Here is a 22,823-nt window from a genome sequence, read left to right on the forward strand (position 1 = left end):
GAAATTTTGTTAAACTGAATTCTGTATGTTATGACTATGATGGCTACTGAAATGATGGAGGTTTTGTGTTCTGAAAACATTAAAACATGGTTTGATTTAGGATTGTTTATAGATAGATTTAAGGAAAACAAACCCATTCCAGCTGTTGAGTTTAACCAAAGTTTTGAAGCTTTTAAATCTGAAATTTATAAAAAGGGAATTGCTTTTTCTACTTTCTACTATTCAATTGATGGAGTTAGTATAGAGGTTGAGAAATATGCAAAAACCTTTCGATACAATTTTGGAGATGATATTGCAATACATTATATAGCTGGTAAATTTCATTCCGAGGCTTCTAAAATTATCGATCCAAGAACAAAAACCTGCACTATTGAAGAAATGCAGGGATTTGATGATTGGACACTGTATAAAGATTTCTACTTTACCAAACTGGAACGTGGAAGCAAGGAATACAATGCTTTGATTATACAATTTTGGAAACAAACTCTTTCTATCTGTGAAAAATTAGGTTCGTATATCGAGAATAATAATATTGGCTTGTTATACCTCATTAATTTGTGTTCAAATCCAGGAAATGTAGCTGCTGCTTTGGCTACAGTTTTGGTTTCAGAATATATGGGTATTCCTGTAATCAATAACAATCATGATTTTTATTGGGAAGGGGGAAATTCTGAAATCACCAAAGAGGTAAAAGGATTGAAAAAAGGTCCGCGTGATTTCTTTTTTCTGAACTCACATTTGGGTGAATTTTTTTCACAATTAGAGGTACTATATCCATGGGAATCTCGTTCTTGGATGAATGTAAATATTAACAAAGAACAATGCGATTATCTGATACATTATAAAGGACACAACCCTGCAAATGTGACTGAAATTGGAACTGCAGTAGATAGTGTAGAATATAATAACATTAGTAAAAGAAGAAGGATTGAATCTCTTTTTCAAATGGAAAAGATGTTGAGTCGTTATCACAAAAAAGCACTTGTTAGTTATTCGGTAAGAGATGTATTGGAATATAAATTGGTGAATAGAAAGGACCCGGAACCCATTTATATTGGTTACAAAACAAAAGCAATGCACAAGTTTTTGTCTGAGAATATTATTTTTCTGCAACCAACCAGAATAATTTCAAGAAAAAGGATTGAATTGGGATTTGACCTTGTGGGTAAGATGTTGCATGTTGAGAGTTTAAAAAAGAAAATTAGAGAATCGAAAGATTTAAAAATTACCATATTAATTACAGGACCAATTCCATTGGGGCAATATGCTTATTTTCAAAAATTGTTAAAAAGATTTCAGGAGCTTTTAGAGAAAATAGATCTCGAATTTAGAAAGAGAGTTTATTTGGGATTTTTATTTAGTGAGATGGATAAAAAAAGGTTTAGGAATCACTTCGAAAACCCTATTGGTATTCCTGAATTGTATAGCATTTCTTCTTTAATATTATTGCCATCTAAAACGGAGGGCAGAGGCTTGCCTATCATAGAAGCAGCAGCTGCTGGGGTACCTATTTTTTGCCGAAGATACCAACCAGAAAATGTATATGCAGAAGTTATTGGAGAACATTTACCAGAGAAGGATAGATTAAAAGTAATTGAATTTACAGGCAGAAGAATACACGATTCACATGTGAATGAAACCATAGAAAAGGTATTCTTTCCTCACATTCATCACCGAAGTGTGAGTCATAATAAAAAAGTGATAGAAAAGCGTTACAGCATTAACTCTTTAAACTTGGGCATAGAAGAAATTGTAAGGAAACTCTTTTTGCAGTTACAATCAAATAAAGAAATCTTAAACGAAGTTGGTCAATTATACAAGTACTACAAGTCAAAAGTAAAGTTTACAAACAATGATGTAAAAGCCTTGTTGAATACTGAGAATAGACATTATTTACCAGGATATGGTAGATTGGGTTTTATGCTTTATTTAAAATCATTAATTGATCCGAGTTCGTTTAGAATGGAAGAGCAAGAAATTAGAGGAGGTACCTTTTATTTTGCAAAACGACAAATTGAAGATCATCCAGATTCAGAGAATTTAGACTTGGAACAGATTCATAATTTTTACAATTCAATTGACAATCTTTTTGCAGTTCGAAATGGTGAAATTTCAATAAGACACGATCATTCTTTTACCTATCGACATAGAAATAAAAACCATTATCTGTTTCATTATTTTACTCATCAAGAATTATCGGGTATGGTAAATCTTCTTAAATCGAAATATTTACCTCTCGGTATTGGCAGAAAAGTAAGTGGTGCATCAAGGTTTTTTATAGATAAAAATTTGGCTCTTTCTCAATTAACTTCTTCTTCTATAATTTCTATTGATGATAGAAATTTCCTTTTCAAGAAGATGAAACAGAATATTCCACTGGCATATTTTCCGGGTAAGTATGTGAAATATGAGCTTGAATATTTTGTGCTGAATTCTATTAAAAGTCGATTGGGTATGGATATGCATGATCCGATTACGGAAGAAATTTTAAAGGAAAAAAATATTGAAAAGGTGTATGTATTTGCTCCGGAAGAAGCATTAACCAATTGGACAACTGCTAGTGATATTTGTGAATTTATTGAGAGTGGTTCTGATCTGGAATTGAAACTTTTGTATGATAAAAAAATTCTGCAAGTGGTTTCTATTGATTCCCTAACTGTGGGAATTCATATTCCGCAAATGGGAGAGAAGGCTTTATCGATTTTACGAAAAGTAATGGATAAGAATGGTTACTTAATATCGAACAGAAGAAATGCTGCTTTTATGACCGATATATTGAATCTGGATAGATTTCATATTGGAAAAGTAACAACCGAATTGGCAGCAAATATAATGGGAATTCCAAATAATACTGGGTACATTCAGTTTGTTCCTGCAGGAGTTCGATCAACTTTGGCTTACCCAACTCCAGTGCAAACCGCTAAGGATTTTTCGGACCTATTGCATTCAGATTTATTTAAAGAATTAAGTGAAAAGCTTGGTGAACAAGAATTGCTGCAGTTGATAAAGAATGATGCCCAAACCAAAGGATCTCCATTAAAATTGGTTTTGGAAAACATATCGAAGTCAAACAATCAAAAAAAGGAAGTTGAATATTCTAATGTTACCGGAATATATGAAGATGGATATCCATGGAATGGAATTTTGGCCAGGGCAAACGTGCAAGATGATAATGAAAATTGGGAATTTACTGCAGTTAGTTCATTCCAGACAAAAACGGTAACAAGCTTTGTAAAAGAGTTTGAAGAAACTAACAAATGCCAAGCTAAAATAGCGTGGAATGGTGGTTATATATTAAATCCTGAGTTGGTTGGTAAATTGGGTTTATCAGAATCCTATATTGGTTCTCCTTTAGGATTACTAATCTCAAACGGAAAGTGCTTAAGTACGCCTCTCTTTAATAAGCCGGCATTGTTAATTTATCAATCAGGTAAGCTTGACATAGAAAGAGTAAATTGTAAAAGCGGTATTCGAATCAAAACGAGTGATGTCGAATTGAAATTTGATCCCAAAAATTACAATCACTTTCAAGTTGGAAAATGTGCTTACTTTGATTTGATGTACGATGAAGAAATGATTCCATCCAAGGATTGTATCGTATATCGATTGGCAGGTAATACCGTAAAAGAAATCATTTATAATGCTGACGAAGTGAAACAAATTCCTGTTGGATTAACTCTATGTATCCCATTATCACTAATGCAATCAGCAATTGCAAGTGTTGGTGACGAGCTTGAAATTATTGTGAATGGTCTGGAGGATGTTTTACATGCTGTTGAAGCAGGTCCGATGTTGCTAAATAAAGGAAAGCAATGTATCGATATGGAAGTGGAAGGGTGGAAGAAACAGAATTCGATAAAAACACAGGCTGCCCGATTGGACTTTACAGATATGAGAGGTCCAAAAATTGCCATAGGTATAGATGAAAAGGGAAATTTATACGTTCTAACCATTAATGGTAGAATTCGTGAATCGGTTGGTGCTACTCATATTGATATGGCTAATATTCTGGAAAAGTATGGTATTCAAAAAGCAATGGGATTCGATCCAGGTGGAAGTTCGACTTTGGTTGTTAACGGAGAAACATTAAATATATCTCCATACAATTCGAATTATGAACGAAATATCTTCTCTTTGCCACCAGAACCACGTGCGGTTTCCAATGCCGTGATAGGTTTTAAAAAAGAATAATTTTAAAGTAAAGGCATTAATGCATTCTCTATAATGCAAATTAAACTTAGTCTCATAAAACAAAAGCTCTGCAAACATGCAGAGCTTTCTATAATTGACACTTTATGGGATACTACTCTATAAATTTCGTAAGTATTTAATTTTAGTATTTCTTCAAGCTTCCAAGGAATGAAATATCACTGGTTACCTTAGGATCTCCCTTATATTTTACCGAACCAATTCCTGAGATACTAACTCTTAATTCATCTAAAACATATACTTTTCCGCTTCCAACACCACTAATATCTATTGTTCCTTTTAGCGCTTTCATATCAACTGCATTTACACTACCTGCTCCCGAAATATCAATGTTAATTTCTTCTGATTTACCGGCAAGTTTAATTGTTGAAGCACCACTGTTGTCAATACTTAGACTGTTTGCAGTTAGTTCTAAATCTGCAGATGATGCACCATTAATTTCAATTTCCAACTCGTCAAATCTTAAAACCTGATCAGATTTTAATGAAATTGCACCATTTGCTTTTATCTCACTTAAATGTTTAAAACCAATGTACAGTTTTAATTCTGTTGATTTGTATATGCTTTTTTCAGTAGTGATATACAAAACATCACCTTTCATTTTACTGGTAATAACATCCAATAAATTTTCGTCGGCAACAACTTTTAAGCTGTAATCATCATCTTGCGATAAGTAAATTGTGAAAGCTCCATTTACCTTAATGGTTTCAAAATTGCCAACTTCTCTCACTTCCGATTTTACATTACCATTTCCTTTAATACCATCGGCAAAAGTTGGTAAAGCAGTGGCAACACTAATTAATAAAATTAAAATCGGTGAAATTATTTTTTTATATCCTTTCATAGCTCAATGGGTTTATATTTTTGTTCTTTGTATTAAAGACTTTAATGTATTGCAAAGTGTTGCATGAAAATAAAACTCGTGCCACTTTGGTGTGATATAATACACGAAAGCTTGTCTAAATTAAAATCAAACATGGAAAATAAAAGAATTGCTTCTACCTTGCAAGAAAATTGATTTTATATGTCAGGAATTTATTTTCATATCCCTTTTTGTAAACAGCTTTGCCACTATTGTGCTTTTCACAAGAGTATTTCGCTGCAATCTACCAATGATATGCTTGAATGCTTTAAAAAGGAGTTGGAATTACGAAAGGATTATCTAGATCAAAAATCTGTTTCGACCATATATTTTGGTGGAGGAACACCTTCGGTTTACAAGCCGGAACAGATTCAGATGCTAATTGATGAGTGTTCGAAATATTGGAACATTGATACAGATGTTGAAATTACACTAGAAGCCAATCCTGATGATTTAAATAAGAAATACCTCAAACAACTTCGAAATTCGTCAGTGAATCGATTAAGTGTGGGAATACAATCATTTCATGATGAAGATTTAATTTTAATGAATCGCCGACACACTGGTAAGGAAGCATACGATACCATAAAAAGAGCACAAGATTATGGTTTTGATAATATCTCGGTAGATCAGATTTATGGTGTTCCAGGATTGAGTATGGAAAAATGGATTGAGAATCTTGATTTGGTTTATGATTTGGATATTCAGCATATCTCTTCCTATCATTTAATGTATGATCCAAATACGGTTTTTTCCAAAAAACTGGAGAAAGGTCAGTTGGTTGAATTAGAAGAAGAGGAGAGTTTTAATCAGTTTAAATATTTGATTGATTCGGCGCGCGAAAATGGTTTTACGCATTACGAGATATCCAATTTTTGCAAAGATGGATACATATCAAAACACAATTCGAGTTATTGGAAACAAAAGCAATATCTTGGAATTGGACCTTCGGCACACTCCTACAATTTAAAACAAAGAGAATGGAATATTGCACACAATTATAAGTACATGAAAGCCGTTCAAGAAGGAGGAGAATTTTCGGAGAAGGAAGATTTAAATTTCTTTGATCGATTTAATGATTTAATTCTTACCTCGCTTCGAACCTATTGGGGATTGGATTTGGGTTTGGTGAAAGAACAGTTTGGAGATGATTTGTATCGACATTGTGAAAAAAAGGCAGCAAAGTATATCCAATCAGAACACATCCGTAAGGAGAATAATGCTTTAATATTAAGCGATGAAGGTGTGTTTATTTCCAATGATATCATGTCTGATTTCTTTTTTATAGAAGAAGATTAACGAATAAGAAAATGAAGTATTTAAAGATAGCACTGATCGTATTTTTCACCCTGATTGTAAATCAGAATGTATTTGCACAAACTGATACGGTTCAGGTATTAAGTCCAAAGCAATTTTTAAGGGTTGCCAAGTTAAATCCGCAAGCTGTAGTAATTGATGTTCGATTAAAAAAAGATTTTAAAAAGGGGCATATAGATGGTGCCATGTTAGCTGAAACATCAGACAAATTGTATCAGATAATCGATTCGTTGGGAGAGAGGAAGACCTATTTGCTTTACTGCAAATATGGTGAGAGAAGTATTGCTGCGGGCAAAATGCTATTTAAAAAATATAAGATTAAGGTTTGTTCTTTAGAGGATGGATTGGATTATTGGAAAGAACTGAAAATGGAAATTGTGAAATAACTTTCCGATTTTTGTCATAAACTTTTTCAGGTATGATAGATCATCAGAAAAATAGAGAATACTTGCAATAATACAATGTAAAAAAAGCAGACCCATTTGAGCCTGCTTTTTTTATATTATTGTGAATTCAGATTATAATTCAGCTTCGATCCATGACCAAGTTGAGATATCAACTTTAGCAGCATCTTTACCTGAATTCAATTCATACTTCTTAGTTTCTCCATCTAATAAAGTAGCATCTGCATCAGCTCCGTTAATCTGAACGTTAGCTAAAGCTCCATTATCTTTCATATCCAAATCAACAGTATAACCTTTTAGGTATAATCCTGTAATTGTAGCACCAGAGGTACTTTTGAATTGAAGTGCAGTACCACCAACAGTTGAAATTGCAGTTACATTTTCGAATTGTGGGTTGTTGTTTACTTTATCACCTTCGAATGCAGTAGAAAATCCTTCAATAGTGTGAGAAATGTAAGTGTTAGTTACTTTTCCGCTCCATCCTTCAGTCCAGTCTACAGAGTCATCTTCGTTGTTTTCCAGGTATAGATTGCTTACTGATACAGTACCACCAAAGAACTCGATACCATCATCAGAACCGTTGATTACAGCTACATTTTCGATAGTAGTTGCAGAACCTACAGCGTATAATGAAACACCGTTGTACTGAGATTCTGAGTTAATTTGAGCACCTGTTCCTTTGATAACAAGGTGAGAAATAGAACCTGAATTATCATCATCAGTAGTACCACCATAAACAAAACCACCAACTTCAGCAACAGAGTTTGCACCAGCAGTTGTAGTAGCTTTACCACAAATGGTTAATCCACCCCAGTCACCTGGCTGACCTAAGTCAGAAGAAATTACAACAGGATCCTTAGCGGTTCCCTGGATATCAATAGTACCACCCATTAATACAGCAATGTATACTTCAGTACCACCTGCATCAGCGTGAATTTTGGTACCAGCAGGAATAGTTAATGAAGCACCGTCTTGTACAATATAGGCGCCAGTTAAACGGTATGATTTTGTAGCATCAAGTGTTACATCAGAATCAACATTACCCGATAGTTCTTCAACAATAGCAACGTCTGCATCAACCCATGTCCAAGCGCTTGGATCAACAGTAGCAGGAGCATTATAACTATTAGCAGGATCAGCATTAACACCTTCAATTTGTACATTTGCTAAATCGCCACCATCTTTCATATCGATACTTTTTGTGTAACCGCTTAATGATAAACCTGTAATTGTAGCACCAGAAGTACTCTTGAATTGAAGAGCAGTACCACCAACAGTAGAAACAGCAGTTAGGTTGATCAACTTAGGATTGTTGTTTACTTTATCACCTTCTACAACAGTTGAGAAACCTGCGATAGTATGCTCTACATATGCATTTGTTACGGTTCCGTTCCATCCTTCAGTCCAATCAATTGCATCATCTTCGTTGTTTTGTAAGAATAAGTTCTCAACAGAAACAGTTCCACCAAAGAACTCAACACCATCATCAGAACCGTTGATTACTGCAACATTTTTAACTACTGTGCTTGATCCTACAGCGTAGAAAGAAACACCATTATATTGTGACTCAGAGTTAATTTGAGCACCTGTACCTTTAATTACAAGGTTTTTGATGTTACCTGAATTATCATCATCAGAAGAACCACCGTAAACAAAACCACCTACTTCGGCAACAGAGTTTGGACCAGCCGTAGTAGTAGCTTTACCACAGATAGTTAATCCTCCCCAATCACCTGGCTGGGCAGCAGAAGATGTCATAACAACAGGATTTGATTCAGTACCTTGAATATCAATCATACCACCCATTAAAACTGCAATATAAACATCAGTACCACCGTTATCAGCAATAATTTCGGTACCAGCAGGAATTGTTAAAGTCATTCCATCAGGTACAATAAAAGAACCTGAAAGATCGTATTGAACAGATGCATCAAGAGTATAATTCTCTGTTAACTGTCCATTCATAATACCATTTTGAAGATTTTCGATTACTTCTTCAACCACGGGTACTGGATCTGGTTCTGGATCATCATCATCAGAACAGCTTGTAAAGAAAGGCATTACTAATATTGCCAAACCGAAAATTTTAATAGTTAATTTTTTCATTTTTGTTTTAATTTTTGGAATATAAAAAAGTTATTTAGTTACTTACTATAAGTTGATTTTAACACCTAAACTAAGGCTGATGCCTTTTTTATAGGATTTTACAATCTCATTGGTAGAAGGGGCTCCTGAAGTAGGATCTACTTTTTGAGATTGCTCTATATCAGGATTTAGTAAGTTTTTACCTGATAGTTTCAAAGAGATACGATCTGATAATTTTTTGCTAATTACCATATCAAGAGTTACAAATCCTTTCTCAATAATTTCATTATTATAAAGTGTTGCGGAGTTCGCGAAGCTTTCAGGAGCTCCAAGCGCATATATTTTATCTGATGAATAATTTCCTGATAAAGCTGCTTTGAATTCTTTTTCTTTTCGGTTAGAAAAACTTAAAGTTCCATTCATGATAAAATCTGATGCTCCTTGCAAGTCAGTTTCAGTTTTATTGTTGTATTGAAATTCTTCAAGTAGATCTTGGTTGAACCACATTTTTGTTGCATTTAGAATTAAATTTAATTCCGGCATTCCTGTAGTTTCAGCCTTTATTAAAGCCAATCTAGTTTCAAACTCAAGGCCATAAACATCAGCCTTATCTCCGGTATTTGCGAAATAGAAATACCCAGATGAACCTCTGGTTAATGCGAGATTGATTGGATCATTTATCATTTTGTAGAAAGCAGAGACAGAAACAAGTTGTTTAGCAGTTGGGAACATTTCCCATTTTAAATCAAAATTGTAGTCATCAGAATTCTTCAGGTTTGGATTACCTTTGGTAATGCGACCAGTAGGGGAAACATACTCAAATGGAGAAAGCTCCTTGAATTCTGGCAGTGTTATGGTTTTACTAAAAGCAAAACGAAGTGCACTCTTATCAGTTAATTGATATTTTAAATTAAGAGCAGGTAATACATTGTTGTAGTCATTTGAAATGCTCCCAATTCTTGTAGTTTGTGTTTCTAAATTAACGTAATTGGCAACGTCCCAATCTGCTTCAATTTTGTCCATTTCGTAACGAACTCCAACATTACCTGATAACTTATTTATTTGGAATGCTGTATTTAAATATCCAGCGTAAACATCAAGTGTAGCATTAAATATGTCTGGTTTACCAACTCTAAGTCTTAAATCGTTATTCAGATTCCCATAAAGAGAAGTATTTAGAAGAACATCATCTAAATCATTAACACTCGGTACTTGAAATTGAGTTCCTTTTGCTCTAACCCCAACGAATAAAGAGTTAAAGTCTCTTTCTTTCTTTCTAAAATCTCCACCAAATGTAATTTTCAGTTTTCTATCGTCGGTATCAACAAGTTTTAATTCATCTTTTAGATAACCGTTAATTTCAGAGTCTTCTATATACTGTTCTGATTTTCTTTGTTGATAATCACCAACATGAGCAAACTGAACGGTATTGGCATCAAAAATATTTACTTCGTTACGAATACGATTTGGTTCTTCTGCTTTAACTGTGTTAAAACCAATAGCCCAGTTTATTTTGTTATTATCTCCAATTTTGTGAGACCCTAACATTTGGTTTATGAATAGAATTGTTTCTTTAAGATTTTGATCTCTTACAAAAGCACCTTCTTGCTGAGGATCCTGATCACGAACAAAACCTTCACCGTTTCCACCTTGCTCATAAAGTTCATCCTTTGTTTTATGAACATACAAAGTGTTTAAATTAATACTATGATTAGGATTTAGATGCAAAGTAAGGTTTAATAAACCAGTAGTATTTATTTTGGTTTCGTATTTCTCTGTAAAATTGAAAGAGTTATTTATATTATTCATACGAAAATTCTGGTATTCACCCTCTTGATAAGAAGATTTATTTTCGTGAGAAATAGTAGCAAATACAGATAAGTCTTTCTCGAAAAGCTTGAATTTTTTACCAGCTAAAATTGAAAAATCATATCCTATTGGAAAATCTCTTTTATCAGTACTCCAACTTTGACTTGTTATTGCCTCTTCAGTATCATAGGGTTTATCGTAAAAACCCAATGTCATGTCCTGGTAATTTTGGGTAGTTCTGAAATTGTCAAAAATTCCGCTTTTTAAAACATTTGTATTGGCTTTTGTTGATAATCCAATACTAATTTTATCGCTAAATGTTTTAGATACAATATCTACATTTCCAGAAGACTGATCAGCATAGTTTTCTGCTGAATAGGTTTTATTAATACTTATATTTTTAATAATATCAGTACCAAATAGGTTAAGATCAATGTTTTTCTTTTCAACATCATCCGATGGAATTGGTAATCCATTCATGGTTGTTGAAAGATATCTGTCACCCAATCCTCTTACATATACATCTCCGGATCCTTCGTTTTTGGTAACACCTGAAATTTTTGAAGCCGCTGCTGCTGCATCCGAAACGCCTTGAGTTGCCAATTCTTGTGCACCAATTGATTGCTTAATGCCTACAGATTTTTTCTGATCCAATAAAAGAACTACTTCAGATTCTCGGTTTGCCTTGGCAACTACTTTAACATCTTCAAGTGCAACTGTTGATTCTCCCATTACAAAATCAACAACCGCTGAATTATCTTCAGCTACATTTAAATTTTCTTTTGAAGAGGTTTCGTAAGAAATAAAAGAACATTTTACTGTTACTGTTCCAACAGGAACATTAGGAATGGTATAATTACCATCAAAATCGGTTACTGTTCCTAAAGTAGTTCCATCCACATAAACCGAAGCTCCAATTAATGCTTCACCGGTTTTTCCATCCTTCACATTTCCAGTAATGCTTCCCTTCTGCGCATATAAACCAAATGAAGAAAGAGTTAGTAATAAAACTAATAATACTTGTTTTGTCATTTTTTTCCTTAATAAGTCAATACGATTTTTACTTTCAAATCACATTGCGATGTTAGGAATGATATATGATCAGAATAATAAGATGGCTTTAAATAAAAATTATAAAAATTGGCTGCGGTGTTAATTTCAAGTTAATGTGCATTAGGAATGTTAAAGCTCTGTAAATACAGGGTTAAAAATGGGAACCTATTTTTAATATTCTTGAATGGTAATTCTTTGTATAACAGTGAATAAAGAATATTGGTTACAATAACATGAAGGAAAAATTACACAATTATTACAGACTTTAATTCTTTTAAAAAAGTAGAAAAAAGATGATTTTTTACTTGAGATATTTAGCAAGTAAAATCTTAAAAAAGAACTCTGCTTTTTACATCATTTAAAGTTCCTGAATACTTAAGGCAATATTATTGAGGAAATGTTAAGATTTAATTAAGATTCAAGCTTCTGAAATACAATAAGATTAACGAAAAGTTAACTTCTATTTCAGAAAATATCCTACTTTTATTTAAATATTTGCAACGCATTATAAAGTGTGAAACGCAATGTTATTGACAGAACAAAACACCTGGAGATTTTTATTTTCAGGTAAGATAAATAGAGAAATGAAAATTATTTCATCAACAAAAGTTAGTCTTTTTGTTAGTTTACTAGCAGGAGGTATAGTAATGGTATTTTGTGCCATATGTTTATTCTTACCAATTCAGCCAAGCTATATCATAGTTTTTGGAGTACTTTCTACTTGGATTATTTATAGTCTGAGTAAAGTTTTGGTAAATCGATTTTTATACTCCAAAGTGAGAATGCTTTACAAAACCATTCACGACACCCAGATAATCGATAAAGAACTAGGTGATAAAGTTAAAAGTACTGACATTTTAGTTGAAGCAGAAAAAGAGGTCAGAGAATGGAGTGAGAAAAGAGGTTCTTTGGTGGCACAACTTAAAAAACAAGAAAAGTTTAGAAAGGAATTTATTGGGAATGTATCACATGAATTAAAAACTCCTATTTTTAATATCCAAGGATATATACTAACACTGCTTGATGGTGGTTTGGAAGATAAATCTATAAACCGAAACTATCTGGAAAGAACCGAAAAGAGTATAAATAGAATGATTACCATCGTTAAGGATTTGGAGGTCATTTCTAAATTAGAGTCGGGAGAGTTAAAGCTAATGCTCGAAAGATTCAATATTGCAGATTTGATAAATGAGGTTTTGGAAATGCAGGAAATGAGAGCTCATAAGAATGGAATAAAGCTAAACTTTATTCAACGTGTCGATGCTCCCAAATTTGTATATGCCGATAAAAAGGAAATCTTTCAGGTTTTAAATAATTTAATAGTAAATTCGATAAAATACGGTAAAGATAAAGGTACCACAACAATTGAAGTGATGAGCATGGATAATAAAGCACTCATTGAAGTAAGAGATAATGGTATCGGAATTGAATCGGATAATTTACCACGTATTTTCGAGCGATTTTTTAGAGTGGATAAAAGTAGAGCACGAAATATGGGCGGTTCGGGCTTAGGCCTTGCAATTGTTAAGCATATTATTGATGCTCACAATCAAAGTATAAATGTAAGCAGTACTTATGGCGAAGGTACGAGTTTTACTTTTTCACTGGATAAATCAAAATAATAAGAACTAAACAACCAATACCAAATGGAAAGTAGTAATTACAAAATTTTATTGGTAGACGATGAGTCGGATATTCTGGAATTCTTAAGTTATAATCTTAAAAAGGAAGGTTTTCAGGTGTCAACTGCCGGTGATGGCAAAGAGGCAATAGAAAAAGCTAAAAAATTGCATCCACATTTAATTATTTTAGATGTAATGATGCCGGAAATGGATGGAATCGAAACATGCGAGAAAATCAGATCGTTGCCTGAGTTTTCAGATGTACTGATTTCTTTCTTAACAGCAAGAGGAGAGGACTATTCTCAAATTGCAGGATTCGAAGCTGGTGCTGATGACTATATCAGTAAACCAATAAAGCCAAAAGTTTTTATTAGTCGTGTTAAAGCATTACTAAAAAGATCGGGAAGAGTTTCTGAGGAAGGAGGCAATACTAGTAATGGATTAATAAGCATTGGCAATATTTCAATTGATCGTGAGAGATATTTAATTATTCAGGATGGAAAAGAATTCTCATTGCCACGAAAAGAGTTTGAATTATTGATTTTGTTGGTATCTCGTCCACAAAAAGTTTTCACTCGCGATGAGATTTATTCTTCAATTTGGGGTGAAAAAATTATAGTTGGAGATAGAACAATTGATGTTCACATCAGAAAACTTCGTGAAAAAATTGGTGATGATTACATTCAAACGGTAAAGGGAGTTGGTTATAAATTTGTTGACGCAGCAAATTAAGCATATGCCAAGGTAGCAATACTTACTTTGCTACCTTTTGCTTCTAAAATTGCCTGTGCGCAGGCTTCCAATGTAGAACCTGTTGTGACTACATCATCTACCAATAAAATATGTTTGTGTTCAAATAGTTTTGTATCACGAAGCTTAAATATATTATCGACATTTTCCCAACGCTCCAATTTGGATTTTTTGGTTTGAGATTGGGTATGAACTGATCGATAAAGGTTTGAACCATTTACCTCAAGTTTCATAATTTCTTTCATTCCATTGGCAATTACTTCTGCCTGATTGTATCCACGAATTTTCTTTTTTTTGGGATGCAACGGAACTGGAACAATTAGATCAACATCATCAAAGAACTTTGAATTTCTTAATTGGTGGGCAAGTTGTTTACCAAGTTCAATACCGATATCAGTTCGGTGATGGTATTTTAGCTTGTGAATTAATTTTTGGAATTTACTTCCCTTAGAAAACGTAAAATAGGAACATGCATATTCAATTTTTACTCTTCCCCAAAAGAGAATCGAAACAGGATTGTTTTTTTGTAAATGAAAATCAGTTTTTGGAATTTGGTACAAGCAGCGACTACAAATGGCAATCTCGTTTTTAAATAAAACGTTGCCACACGACTGACAAATATTGGGATAAAACAGATTGATAAAATCATCCCATAGTCCAGATATCCTGTGATTTAACTGAGAAATCATCCTTTTGTAATATTATCTCAATAAAAAGTTAACCAACACTTAAGGTTTTGATAAGCTTCTTATAATCAAAGCTAAAATATGTCACCTTATTTTTGTAGTGTTAATCAATATGAATAAAAAATCAAATTTGATCTCAATTTAAAGATAGACAAATTAAGTTCATTATTGAGAATGAAATTTAAATAAAAATTAGAGGATTTATTACTAAGACAAAAAATTAGAAACAATGAAAAAGCTTGTTTTCCTTTTTATCGCATTACTTGTTGTTGGACTAGAAAGTCAGGCAATCAACGTAGTTACACCTAATGGTGACAAAGAAATAGAAGCCACAGAATTGGCAGCAATTGAAACGACTAGTCTTTCTGGTGTTGTATTGGATAATGAAACCGGTGAAGCATTGGTTGGAGTAGCCATCCGTTTTGAAGGATCAAAAGAAACAGTGTATACCGATTTTGATGGTAACTTTAAAATTGACAATGTAATTCCTGGAAAGTACAATGTTCTGTCTAGCTACATTTCGTACACAGATAATAAAATGAAGGAAGTAAATGTTAGTGGCAAGAACAATGTTATTCGCCTTGTACTTAAAAAGGACTAATTAAGAGTAAATGATAAAAAGACTTGGAGTAATATTAGGCGTACTATTTTGCCTGATTGCGAATCACTCTTTTTCTCAAGCCATTGAAGAAATAGAGGGATTATATTACACTACAAAAGGAGATTTATACACCGGAACATATACAGAATTTTATGAGAGTGGTGTAAAAAGAATTGAAATGAATATTGAAGAAGGAAAGAGAAATGGTAAAATTACTCTTTACTTCGAAAATGAAAAAGTTCAGGAAGTGAGATCCTATGTAAATGGCTTAATGGATGGTACCTGGATTACTTGGAATGATAAATCAGTAAAAATTGCCGAAGCAAATTATAAAAAGAATAAAAAGCACGGCAAGTGGTACATTTGGGACGACAATGGTGTAAAACGCTATGAAATGGAGTATTACGAAGGAAAAAAAGTCGGAACATGGTCCATTTGGGATGCTAAGGGCAATTTAATTAAAGAACGGAAGTTTTAGTAAATTCAGATAATAGAAGTTCTCTTGAAAGTCGCTTAATTTTATTAAGCGGCTTTCTTTTTTGTACAATCTTTTTTAATTGCATTTGATGCCATATATATTTCTTAATAATTTTGAATAAGAATCGTTAATATTGCAGAAGCTTTAAGAAATTACCGTAAAAAATGAAGTCTCTTTCTGAATTAGGAAAAATTGTTGTTGAGCAAATCAAAGAATTTGTTCCATTTGTGATATCTGAATTCAGAGGTTTTTTAAAAAGGAACAAATACGGTGTGATGGGGACATTGGCCTTTCATATGATACTTTTGATTCTTTTATTTTCATTTAAACTACACACTAAGAGAGAGTTTCTCGAGGCAGAAATTTTCATTGATATACCACAAGAATTAGTCGAACAAATTCTCGAAGAGAAAGAAGAGGAGATTAAAAAAGAGATCGAAGAAAAAAATTCAGAAATAAACGAAAGTGTAGACAAACTTCTGCGATCAATTGCCGTAAACCAAGACGTTAAAAAATCAAATTCCGATCCAAAACAAAAGGTGGAGGATATGATTGATGAGATTAAGAAGAATTTGGATGAATATGGATCTGACGATGCATCGGGTGGTGATGATGGTTTAAATGAATTTAAAAAAGACAGTTTAAGCATAGCCGAAGAGAGAGAAAAACAGCGTGTTTTGGACTCATTACAAAGTATAGAATATAGTGGTCCAAGTAGTGTTTATTATAGTCTCGAGGGGCGTCATAAGATCTATTTACCCATTCCAGTTTTTAAGTGCGAGGGCGAAGGTAAAATAGTTGTAAAAATAGGTGTTAGCCGTAGTGGAAGAGTAGTGGAATCTAAAATTGTGAAAGATCAGTGCAGTGTTCAGGACGATTGTTTGTTTGATGCTGCTTTGGATGCAACCAATCGATCAAGATTCAATGTAAGTACTACAAGTCCACAAACACAGTTTGGAACAATTACCTACAACTTTGTAAAGCAGTAAGTAACAAAGGCATTCTTCTATTCAAACCAATTCGGATTATGATTATTTACTGATATTATCTAAATTGGCATTCGTTTTTATCCTAAAGAATTAAAAAAATATGGGCTTTTTTTTAGCATCAAAACTTCGTAAGGCATCAAATACTGTTGCTATCGAGAAAAAAAGAGATGAGCTTAGAAGTGATTTTGAAGAATTTGAGCAATTCTCGAAATCGGATGAATTAAAGCAATTTAATGAACTTGAATTGTTGGTATTATCTGATGAATTCAAGAGAAATAAAAAAATGATAGAGAGCAAATCCTTTAAAAGGAGTGAGCTGTATCAGGAAGAGAGAGCTTTTAAAAAGTATCAGCAATCAAAAAAGTTTAAAACCTATTTTCGACTGAAGGATTCTTCTGAATTATCTACTTTTAATTTGGTTGAAGAATCAAAAGATTTGGAGCGCTTTAAAGAATTGGAAGCGCTTATGAAATCATCCAAACTGAATAAAAAGAAAAATGCTGAAGAAATTTCGGAATACAAAAGGCTAAAAAGTTCTGCCAGATTAAAAGAGTACTTTAAGTTTAAAAAATCCAAAGCATTAAAAATCTACAATGAGGTAGATAAATCATCTGATTTGCAAAAATACTATCAACTTGAGGAAAGAATAAGCTCGGAAGAATTTAAAGAGGAGAAAGCGTTTCTTTTGGACAAAAAACGATTTGAAAAAACAGAGGATTTTAAGAAACTTCAAGAGTATAATAGCTTAAAATCATCAGAGAAATTTGTAAAACATTTCAAGTTAAAAGATAAAAATCCATTTGAAGAAATTAAGAAATGGGAATTAACTTTTGCGGAAGAATTTGATACTGGAAATTTGGACACCAATAAGTGGATTACACGTTATTATTGGGGAGATAAATTAATGGATAAAGGATATTCATTAGATTCGGACTTGCATACATTTACGGATGGAGAAAATGTTAAAGTTTCAGGATCATCAGCTTGTCTGTTGGCAAAAAAAGAATCAAAAGAAGGATTGGTTTGGAATCCAAAATTAGGATTTGTACCTAAAAGCTTTGATTATACTTCAGCCATTATTAATACAGGTGATTCGTTTCGCCAAAAATTCGGAAGATTCGAAGCTAAAATTAAAGTGAAGAACCCTGCCCAGGTTCAGAATTCATTCTGGATGGTTGCAGACAAAAGCTTACCACATATCGATATTTTTAAAACCTTTAATGGTGGAAAAATAATGAATGCCAATTTTTGGGGAAGTGAAAATTCTCCTCAGAAGAGTGAGTTCAAGGTAAAAGGTATTGATTTGAGTAAAGGATATTTTATATATTCACTTGATTGGAGTGCAAACGAATTGGTTTGGAAAATAAATGATGTTCCTGTTAAAACTCAAACAACAGGAATTCCTCAAGATCCAATGTATTTGAATTTTAGCCTTGCAGTAAAAGAGGCAAGAAATGACTTAAATGCAGAAATGGAAATTGATTGGATAAGATGCTACCAAAGAAAATAAATACAATAAAAAAAGTGCCTTTCGGCACTTTTTTTAGTTTAAGGATGTCCCAACGTTGAACACACTAAAGTAATTATCTATGGAATCGGCCAGTTGATCTTTTAAATCATCCAACTCTTGTTTTTCCATTTCATCTTCGTCCCAATAGGTAAGAACGATGTTTAGATAATCCTTTATCTGTTCCGGTGAAGTTTCCAATCCCAAATCTTTTCGGAGCAAAACATTAAACTCGGCAAACCACAACAAAGCAATCTTGTGCTCGTGTACTGTTCCTTCAACAAAAGAACTTAGAGATTTAAATTCTAAAAACTTCCGAATGGTTAGTTCCGAAGCTAAATAGTACAGTCGCGTTCCAAGCTCCAAAAACTCTTTTTGAAGCCTTTTAAAGTTGCTCTTGCTCTTTTTTTCACACAAAATCTTCATAAAAAAAGCATTGATTCGAAGAAATTCTTCTCTCTTCTCATCGGAAGCAGCAAGTGAGTTTGTGGTTGATTCTTTCACTTTTGTTTCAGCTTCTTCTTCATTTGAATTTGCGGCAGCATTCCTTTTTTCCTGAATTAAAAAGGAAATGATGAAAGCAAGGGCAGCTAAGATTAAAATTTGCAGTATTACCGAGATGATTTCCATGTTTAAAGGTTTAGTGAATATGATTAATTTGGTTGATTGGAAATAACAAACTCATCTTTAAAAATTTACGAATTATTATGTTTTTGCCCAAAATCAGTTTGGTTCATTTTATTTACTTTTGATTTTTGTGGATAAACAAATCATATTTAATGATGAAAAAATCATTTTAATTTTTAATAAATAATTGTATAAAATTGGTTAAATCAGCATGTTATCAATTATGGTTTAAGATACATGAATATAATGAATGCAAACGAAATATGACAAATGTTTTTTTCAAACAACACATATTGTTTACATGAAATAGATCTGAAAATAACATGATTATTAGGATAATAAAAAAGCCGACTAATTGTCGGCTTTCCTATTTTTGTTGTATATGTTTATTTCTTTGAGAAATAGTCATAAAATCGATGTTCAATTTGTGTTGAAAGTCGGAACATCACAGGTGCAATTACCAATGTTAAGAAAGTTGCAACGGTTAGTCCAAATATCACAGTCCATGACATCGGTCCCCAAAAGGCAGTACTATCACTACCAAACGAAAGGTGTGGATTAAATTCGCTCAATAGAGAGAAAAAGTCGAAGTTCATTCCAACAGCAAGTGGTAATAAGCCAAGTACCGTAGTAATTGCAGTTAACAATACCGGACGTAAACGTGTTTTACCTGCTTTTGCGATACAATCAATCTCTTCTGCTGAACTCAGATACTTTCTATCACTCATATCGGTTTCCTTAATCTTTCTTTTTCGAAGCAAATCAATATAATCGACCAAAACAATACCATTATTTACTACAATACCAGCAAGGGATATAATACCAATTCCTGTCATTAGAATTACAAATGGCATTTGGAAAATACCCAAACCTAAGAAAACACCAATTGTACTAAATAGTACTGTAATCATTATAATAAGTGGCTTAATTGCAGAATTAAACTGAGAAACCAAAATTAAAGTAATTAAGGCCAATGCAATCATAAGTGCCTGAGTAAGGAATGCCTGAGTTTCCTCTTGTTCTTCCTGCTCTCCTGTAAGTTTATAAGAATAACCTTTTGGCATTTCGAAATCGGCCAACAATTCTCTTACCCTTGTGTTTATGATATTAGCATTAAATCCTTCCTTTACGTTTGAGTATATGGTAACAACACGTGTGTTTTCGATACGATTAATTCTTTCATAGGTTGAACCGTAAGAGTAATCAGCAACCGCCGAAATTGGAACTTGTACCATTTCGTTACTAATTGGACTCATCACACTAATTTTCTGATTCATTAATGCTGGTACATCATATCGATATTTGTCATTCAATCGAAGCATGATATCATATTCATCTTCACCATCTTTAAATTTAGATACCTCCATACCATAAAGAGAGTTACGTAAGGCTCTTGCAACCTGGTTTGTAGATAATCCAAATCGACGAACTTTATCGCGATCGATATTAATTAGCATTTCAGGTTTACCTTGATCCAAATCTAACTTCAACTCTTCAATTCCTGGAATTCTATCATCATCAATTAATTGCTTAACGCGATTTGCCTGAATCAATAAATCCTCAAAGTCATCTCCCGAAACCTCAATATTGACAGGATATCCAACCGGAGGTCCCTGATCATCTTTTTCCACGAAAATTTTAGCACCAACAAAACCTTCAAAATTTGCAGTCAGTTCCTGCATAATCTCAGATGTGCTAATGCCGCCACGATCTTTAAATTCCACAAATGAAATTGTGGTTAATGATTTGTTTGCTGCACGACTTGATTCAAACATTCCACCTTTACCAGAACCAACGTTGGTTGATTTCGATCGGATGATGTCCTCATATGGTTCCATGGTTTTATTCACAATTACCTCAACACGTTTTGTAAGCTCATTTGTTTTGTGAATATCTGTTCCCAATGGCAATTCCATGGTTACATAAATGGATTTTGGATCATTATCCGGGAAGAAAACGAATAAAGGTTTTGTGCTAAAGTAGAATACAATTGATAGAATCATCAGAACAAATGTTCCTACAAAGAACAAAAGTGGCCTAATTCCTTTTAATGCAAATCGCAGTGTTTTCTCGTACCTGTTTTCTAGTATTACCAGTAATTTGGTTTGAAACCAGCGAGCAAATGGTTTTAAAGCAACCAGGTTGAACAATACAATAACACCAATAAGCATCAAAAGATTGGCAATAAAGAAGCTTTCTATTGTACCAAATATCTTCATTAAATAAAATGGCAGAGATACAACAAGAAAAGAAGTTCCAATTAGGATGAATTTCTTCTTGTTCATTTTTTTATTTACATCATCTAACTTCACAAAAGTTGCAGTAAATACTGGGTTAAGAATCAGTGCAACAAACAATGAAGACGACAATACAATAATCAATGTAATTGGAAGGTATTTCATAAACTCACCCATGATTCCACCCCATAAAAGCAATGGGAAGAATGCAGCCAAGGTAGTTGCTGTTGATGAAATAATAGGACCTGCAATTTCACTAACACCCTTTTTGGTGGCTTCCAATTTCGATAAACCCTCTTCGTGCAGGCGGTATACGTTTTCGACTACCACAATGGCATTATCAACAAGCATACCCAATGCCAAAATCAAAGAGAACAATACCATTTGATTTACCGTGTAACCAATTTGGTTTAGGATGATGAAGGAAATTAACATTGACATAGGAATTGCCAAACCAGAGAACAATGCATTTCTTAATCCCATGAAAAGATAAAGAACAATTATTACCAGTAGCATACCCATGATGATAGAGTTCTCTAAATCGGCAACCTGACCGCGAACATCTTCAGAGGTATCATCAGTTACGGTTACGATTAATCCGCTTGGAAGTGAACCATTTTCTTTTTCCTCGCCAATAATTTTGTAAATGGCATCGGTTGCTGCCAATAAGTTTTCACCAGATTTTTTAGTAATCGATAAAGAAACAACAGGTTGGTTATTTAATCTCGAAATGGAAGATAGTTCTTCATAACCATCTTCAACTTCTGCAACATCTTTCAAATAAACCGCTCTACCATTAGAAACTTTAACAATTGTGTTTTCAATTTGTTTCATGCTGGTATAATCGGCACTTGTACGTATACTTCTTCTGGTATTATCAGTAATTAATGTACCAGCACTAACCGTTACATTTTCATCGCTAATTGCCAATTCGATATCGTGGAAAGTAACACCGTTTGCTTCCATTTTGTGCAAATCGGCATTGATTTTAATTTCTCTTTCGTCAATTCCTTTGATATCCGCCTCTGAAACTTCAGGAAGAGTTTCAAATTTATCTTGTAATTCTTCTGCAAACTCTTTTAAATCTTCCAATCCAAAATCACCTGAAAGGTTTACGTTAAGGATTGGGAAATCTGCAAAATCAACATCTTCAACAATTGGATCTGTATCCAAATCATCAGGTAGTTCGCTTAAGGATTTGTCAACCTTGTCTTTGGTGTCTTGAAGAGCTTGCTTAACAGGTACATCTGTGTTAAACTCTACCACAATTAAACTCATGTCTTCGTAAGAAGCCGAACTTAATTTCTTAACTCCTTTTAATGATTTTAATTCCTTCTCAATAGGCCTGGTAACCAGGTTTTCAATATCGATAGGAGAGTTTCCCGGATAAGGAGTTGTAATCATGATATTTGGTATCACAACTTCAGGGAAATATTCTCTTGGCATGCTTTGGTACGAGAACCATCCAAAAAATATAAGAATGAAGGTCAGAATAAAAATGGAGTTTTTATTCTTTAACGCACCAAATGTGGGTTTAAACTCCCGCTGAACTTGCTCGGCAGGAGTATTATCTTTTATATGATCCAT

At 33.3% G+C, this 22,823-nt stretch carries 15 protein-coding genes; 9 read left to right on the top strand and 6 right to left on the bottom strand.

Features of this window, described 5'->3' with window-relative positions; translation table 11 throughout:
• Window positions 1-30 precede the first annotated feature (30 nt).
• Window positions 31-4,191 carry a phosphodiester glycosidase family protein gene (locus JCM15579_RS16205; RefSeq protein WP_083464728.1) on the top strand — a complete coding sequence of 1,387 codons (4,161 nt, stop codon included), beginning with the start codon at window positions 31-33 and terminating at the stop codon, window positions 4,189-4,191.
• 142 nt (window positions 4,192-4,333) lie between these two features.
• Here JCM15579_RS16205 and JCM15579_RS16210 read toward each other — a convergent pair whose 3' ends face one another.
• Window positions 4,334-5,053 (bottom strand): head GIN domain-containing protein, encoded by a 720-nt coding sequence (locus tag JCM15579_RS16210; RefSeq protein WP_054721679.1) that lies wholly within the window; start codon window positions 5,051-5,053, stop codon window positions 4,334-4,336.
• 180 nt (window positions 5,054-5,233) lie between these two features.
• Here JCM15579_RS16210 and hemW point away from each other — a divergent pair, with 180 nt between their 5' ends.
• Both hemW and JCM15579_RS16220 read left to right on the top strand, forming a co-directional pair.
• Window positions 5,234-6,370 (top strand): radical SAM family heme chaperone HemW, encoded by a 1,137-nt coding sequence (hemW, locus tag JCM15579_RS16215; protein WP_054721685.1) that lies wholly within the window; start codon window positions 5,234-5,236, stop codon window positions 6,368-6,370.
• An 11-nt stretch (window positions 6,371-6,381) separates the two neighbouring features.
• Complete coding sequence (locus JCM15579_RS16220; protein WP_054721686.1) at window positions 6,382-6,774, top strand: rhodanese-like domain-containing protein; 393 nt, start codon at window positions 6,382-6,384, stop codon at window positions 6,772-6,774.
• A gap of 132 nt (window positions 6,775-6,906) precedes the next feature.
• Here the strand turns inward: JCM15579_RS16220 and JCM15579_RS16225 are convergent, their stop codons facing one another.
• Entirely contained in the window at window positions 6,907-8,898 is a 1,992-nt protein-coding gene (locus tag JCM15579_RS16225) for a beta-helix domain-containing protein (RefSeq protein WP_054721688.1), read from the bottom strand.
• 45 nt (window positions 8,899-8,943) lie between these two features.
• Window positions 8,944-11,718, bottom strand: a complete 2,775-nt coding sequence (locus JCM15579_RS16230; protein WP_054721690.1) for a TonB-dependent receptor — start codon at window positions 11,716-11,718, stop codon at window positions 8,944-8,946.
• A gap of 545 nt (window positions 11,719-12,263) precedes the next feature.
• Here JCM15579_RS16230 and JCM15579_RS16235 point away from each other — a divergent pair.
• Window positions 12,264-13,361: a sensor histidine kinase gene (locus tag JCM15579_RS16235; RefSeq protein ID WP_245625949.1), complete on the top strand. Its 1,098-nt coding sequence runs from the start codon at window positions 12,264-12,266 to the stop codon at window positions 13,359-13,361.
• Window positions 13,362-13,385: 24 nt separating this feature from the next.
• The gene (locus tag JCM15579_RS16240; RefSeq protein WP_054721692.1) at window positions 13,386-14,093 is read left to right on the top strand and encodes a response regulator transcription factor; all 708 of its coding nucleotides are present in this window, start codon (window positions 13,386-13,388) and stop codon (window positions 14,091-14,093) included.
• On the opposite strand, the gene JCM15579_RS16245 is transcribed toward JCM15579_RS16240, so the two are convergent.
• Window positions 14,090-14,800: a ComF family protein gene (locus tag JCM15579_RS16245; RefSeq protein WP_054721694.1), complete on the bottom strand. Its 711-nt coding sequence runs from the start codon at window positions 14,798-14,800 to the stop codon at window positions 14,090-14,092. The two genes, JCM15579_RS16240 and JCM15579_RS16245, sit on opposite strands and share 4 nt — an antisense overlap.
• 226 nt (window positions 14,801-15,026) lie before the next feature.
• Here JCM15579_RS16245 and JCM15579_RS16250 point away from each other — a divergent pair, with 226 nt between their 5' ends.
• From JCM15579_RS16250 to JCM15579_RS16265, 4 genes are all read left to right on the top strand, one after another.
• Complete coding sequence (locus tag JCM15579_RS16250; protein ID WP_054721696.1) at window positions 15,027-15,398, top strand: carboxypeptidase-like regulatory domain-containing protein; 372 nt, start codon at window positions 15,027-15,029, stop codon at window positions 15,396-15,398.
• A 10-nt stretch (window positions 15,399-15,408) separates the two neighbouring features.
• The gene (locus JCM15579_RS16255) at window positions 15,409-15,876 is read left to right on the top strand and encodes a toxin-antitoxin system YwqK family antitoxin (RefSeq protein ID WP_157471523.1); all 468 of its coding nucleotides are present in this window, start codon (window positions 15,409-15,411) and stop codon (window positions 15,874-15,876) included.
• A gap of 164 nt (window positions 15,877-16,040) precedes the next feature.
• Window positions 16,041-16,865, top strand: coding sequence for an energy transducer TonB (locus tag JCM15579_RS16260; protein WP_054721698.1), 825 nt, complete (start codon window positions 16,041-16,043; stop codon window positions 16,863-16,865).
• Between the two features lie 100 nt (window positions 16,866-16,965).
• Window positions 16,966-18,375 (top strand): glycoside hydrolase family 16 protein, encoded by a 1,410-nt coding sequence (locus JCM15579_RS16265; RefSeq protein WP_054721700.1) that lies wholly within the window; start codon window positions 16,966-16,968, stop codon window positions 18,373-18,375.
• A 33-nt stretch (window positions 18,376-18,408) separates the two neighbouring features.
• Here the strand turns inward: JCM15579_RS16265 and JCM15579_RS16270 are convergent, their stop codons facing one another.
• Both JCM15579_RS16270 and JCM15579_RS16275 read right to left on the bottom strand, forming a co-directional pair.
• Window positions 18,409-19,002 (bottom strand): hypothetical protein, encoded by a 594-nt coding sequence (locus tag JCM15579_RS16270; RefSeq protein ID WP_054721701.1) that lies wholly within the window; start codon window positions 19,000-19,002, stop codon window positions 18,409-18,411.
• A 383-nt stretch (window positions 19,003-19,385) separates the two neighbouring features.
• The gene (locus JCM15579_RS16275) at window positions 19,386-22,823 is read right to left on the bottom strand and encodes an efflux RND transporter permease subunit (protein ID WP_054721702.1); all 3,438 of its coding nucleotides are present in this window, start codon (window positions 22,821-22,823) and stop codon (window positions 19,386-19,388) included.

The sequence above is a fragment of the Marinifilum fragile JCM 15579 genome (assembly GCF_001310955.1).
Classification (GTDB): domain Bacteria; phylum Bacteroidota; class Bacteroidia; order Bacteroidales; family Marinifilaceae; genus Marinifilum; species Marinifilum fragile.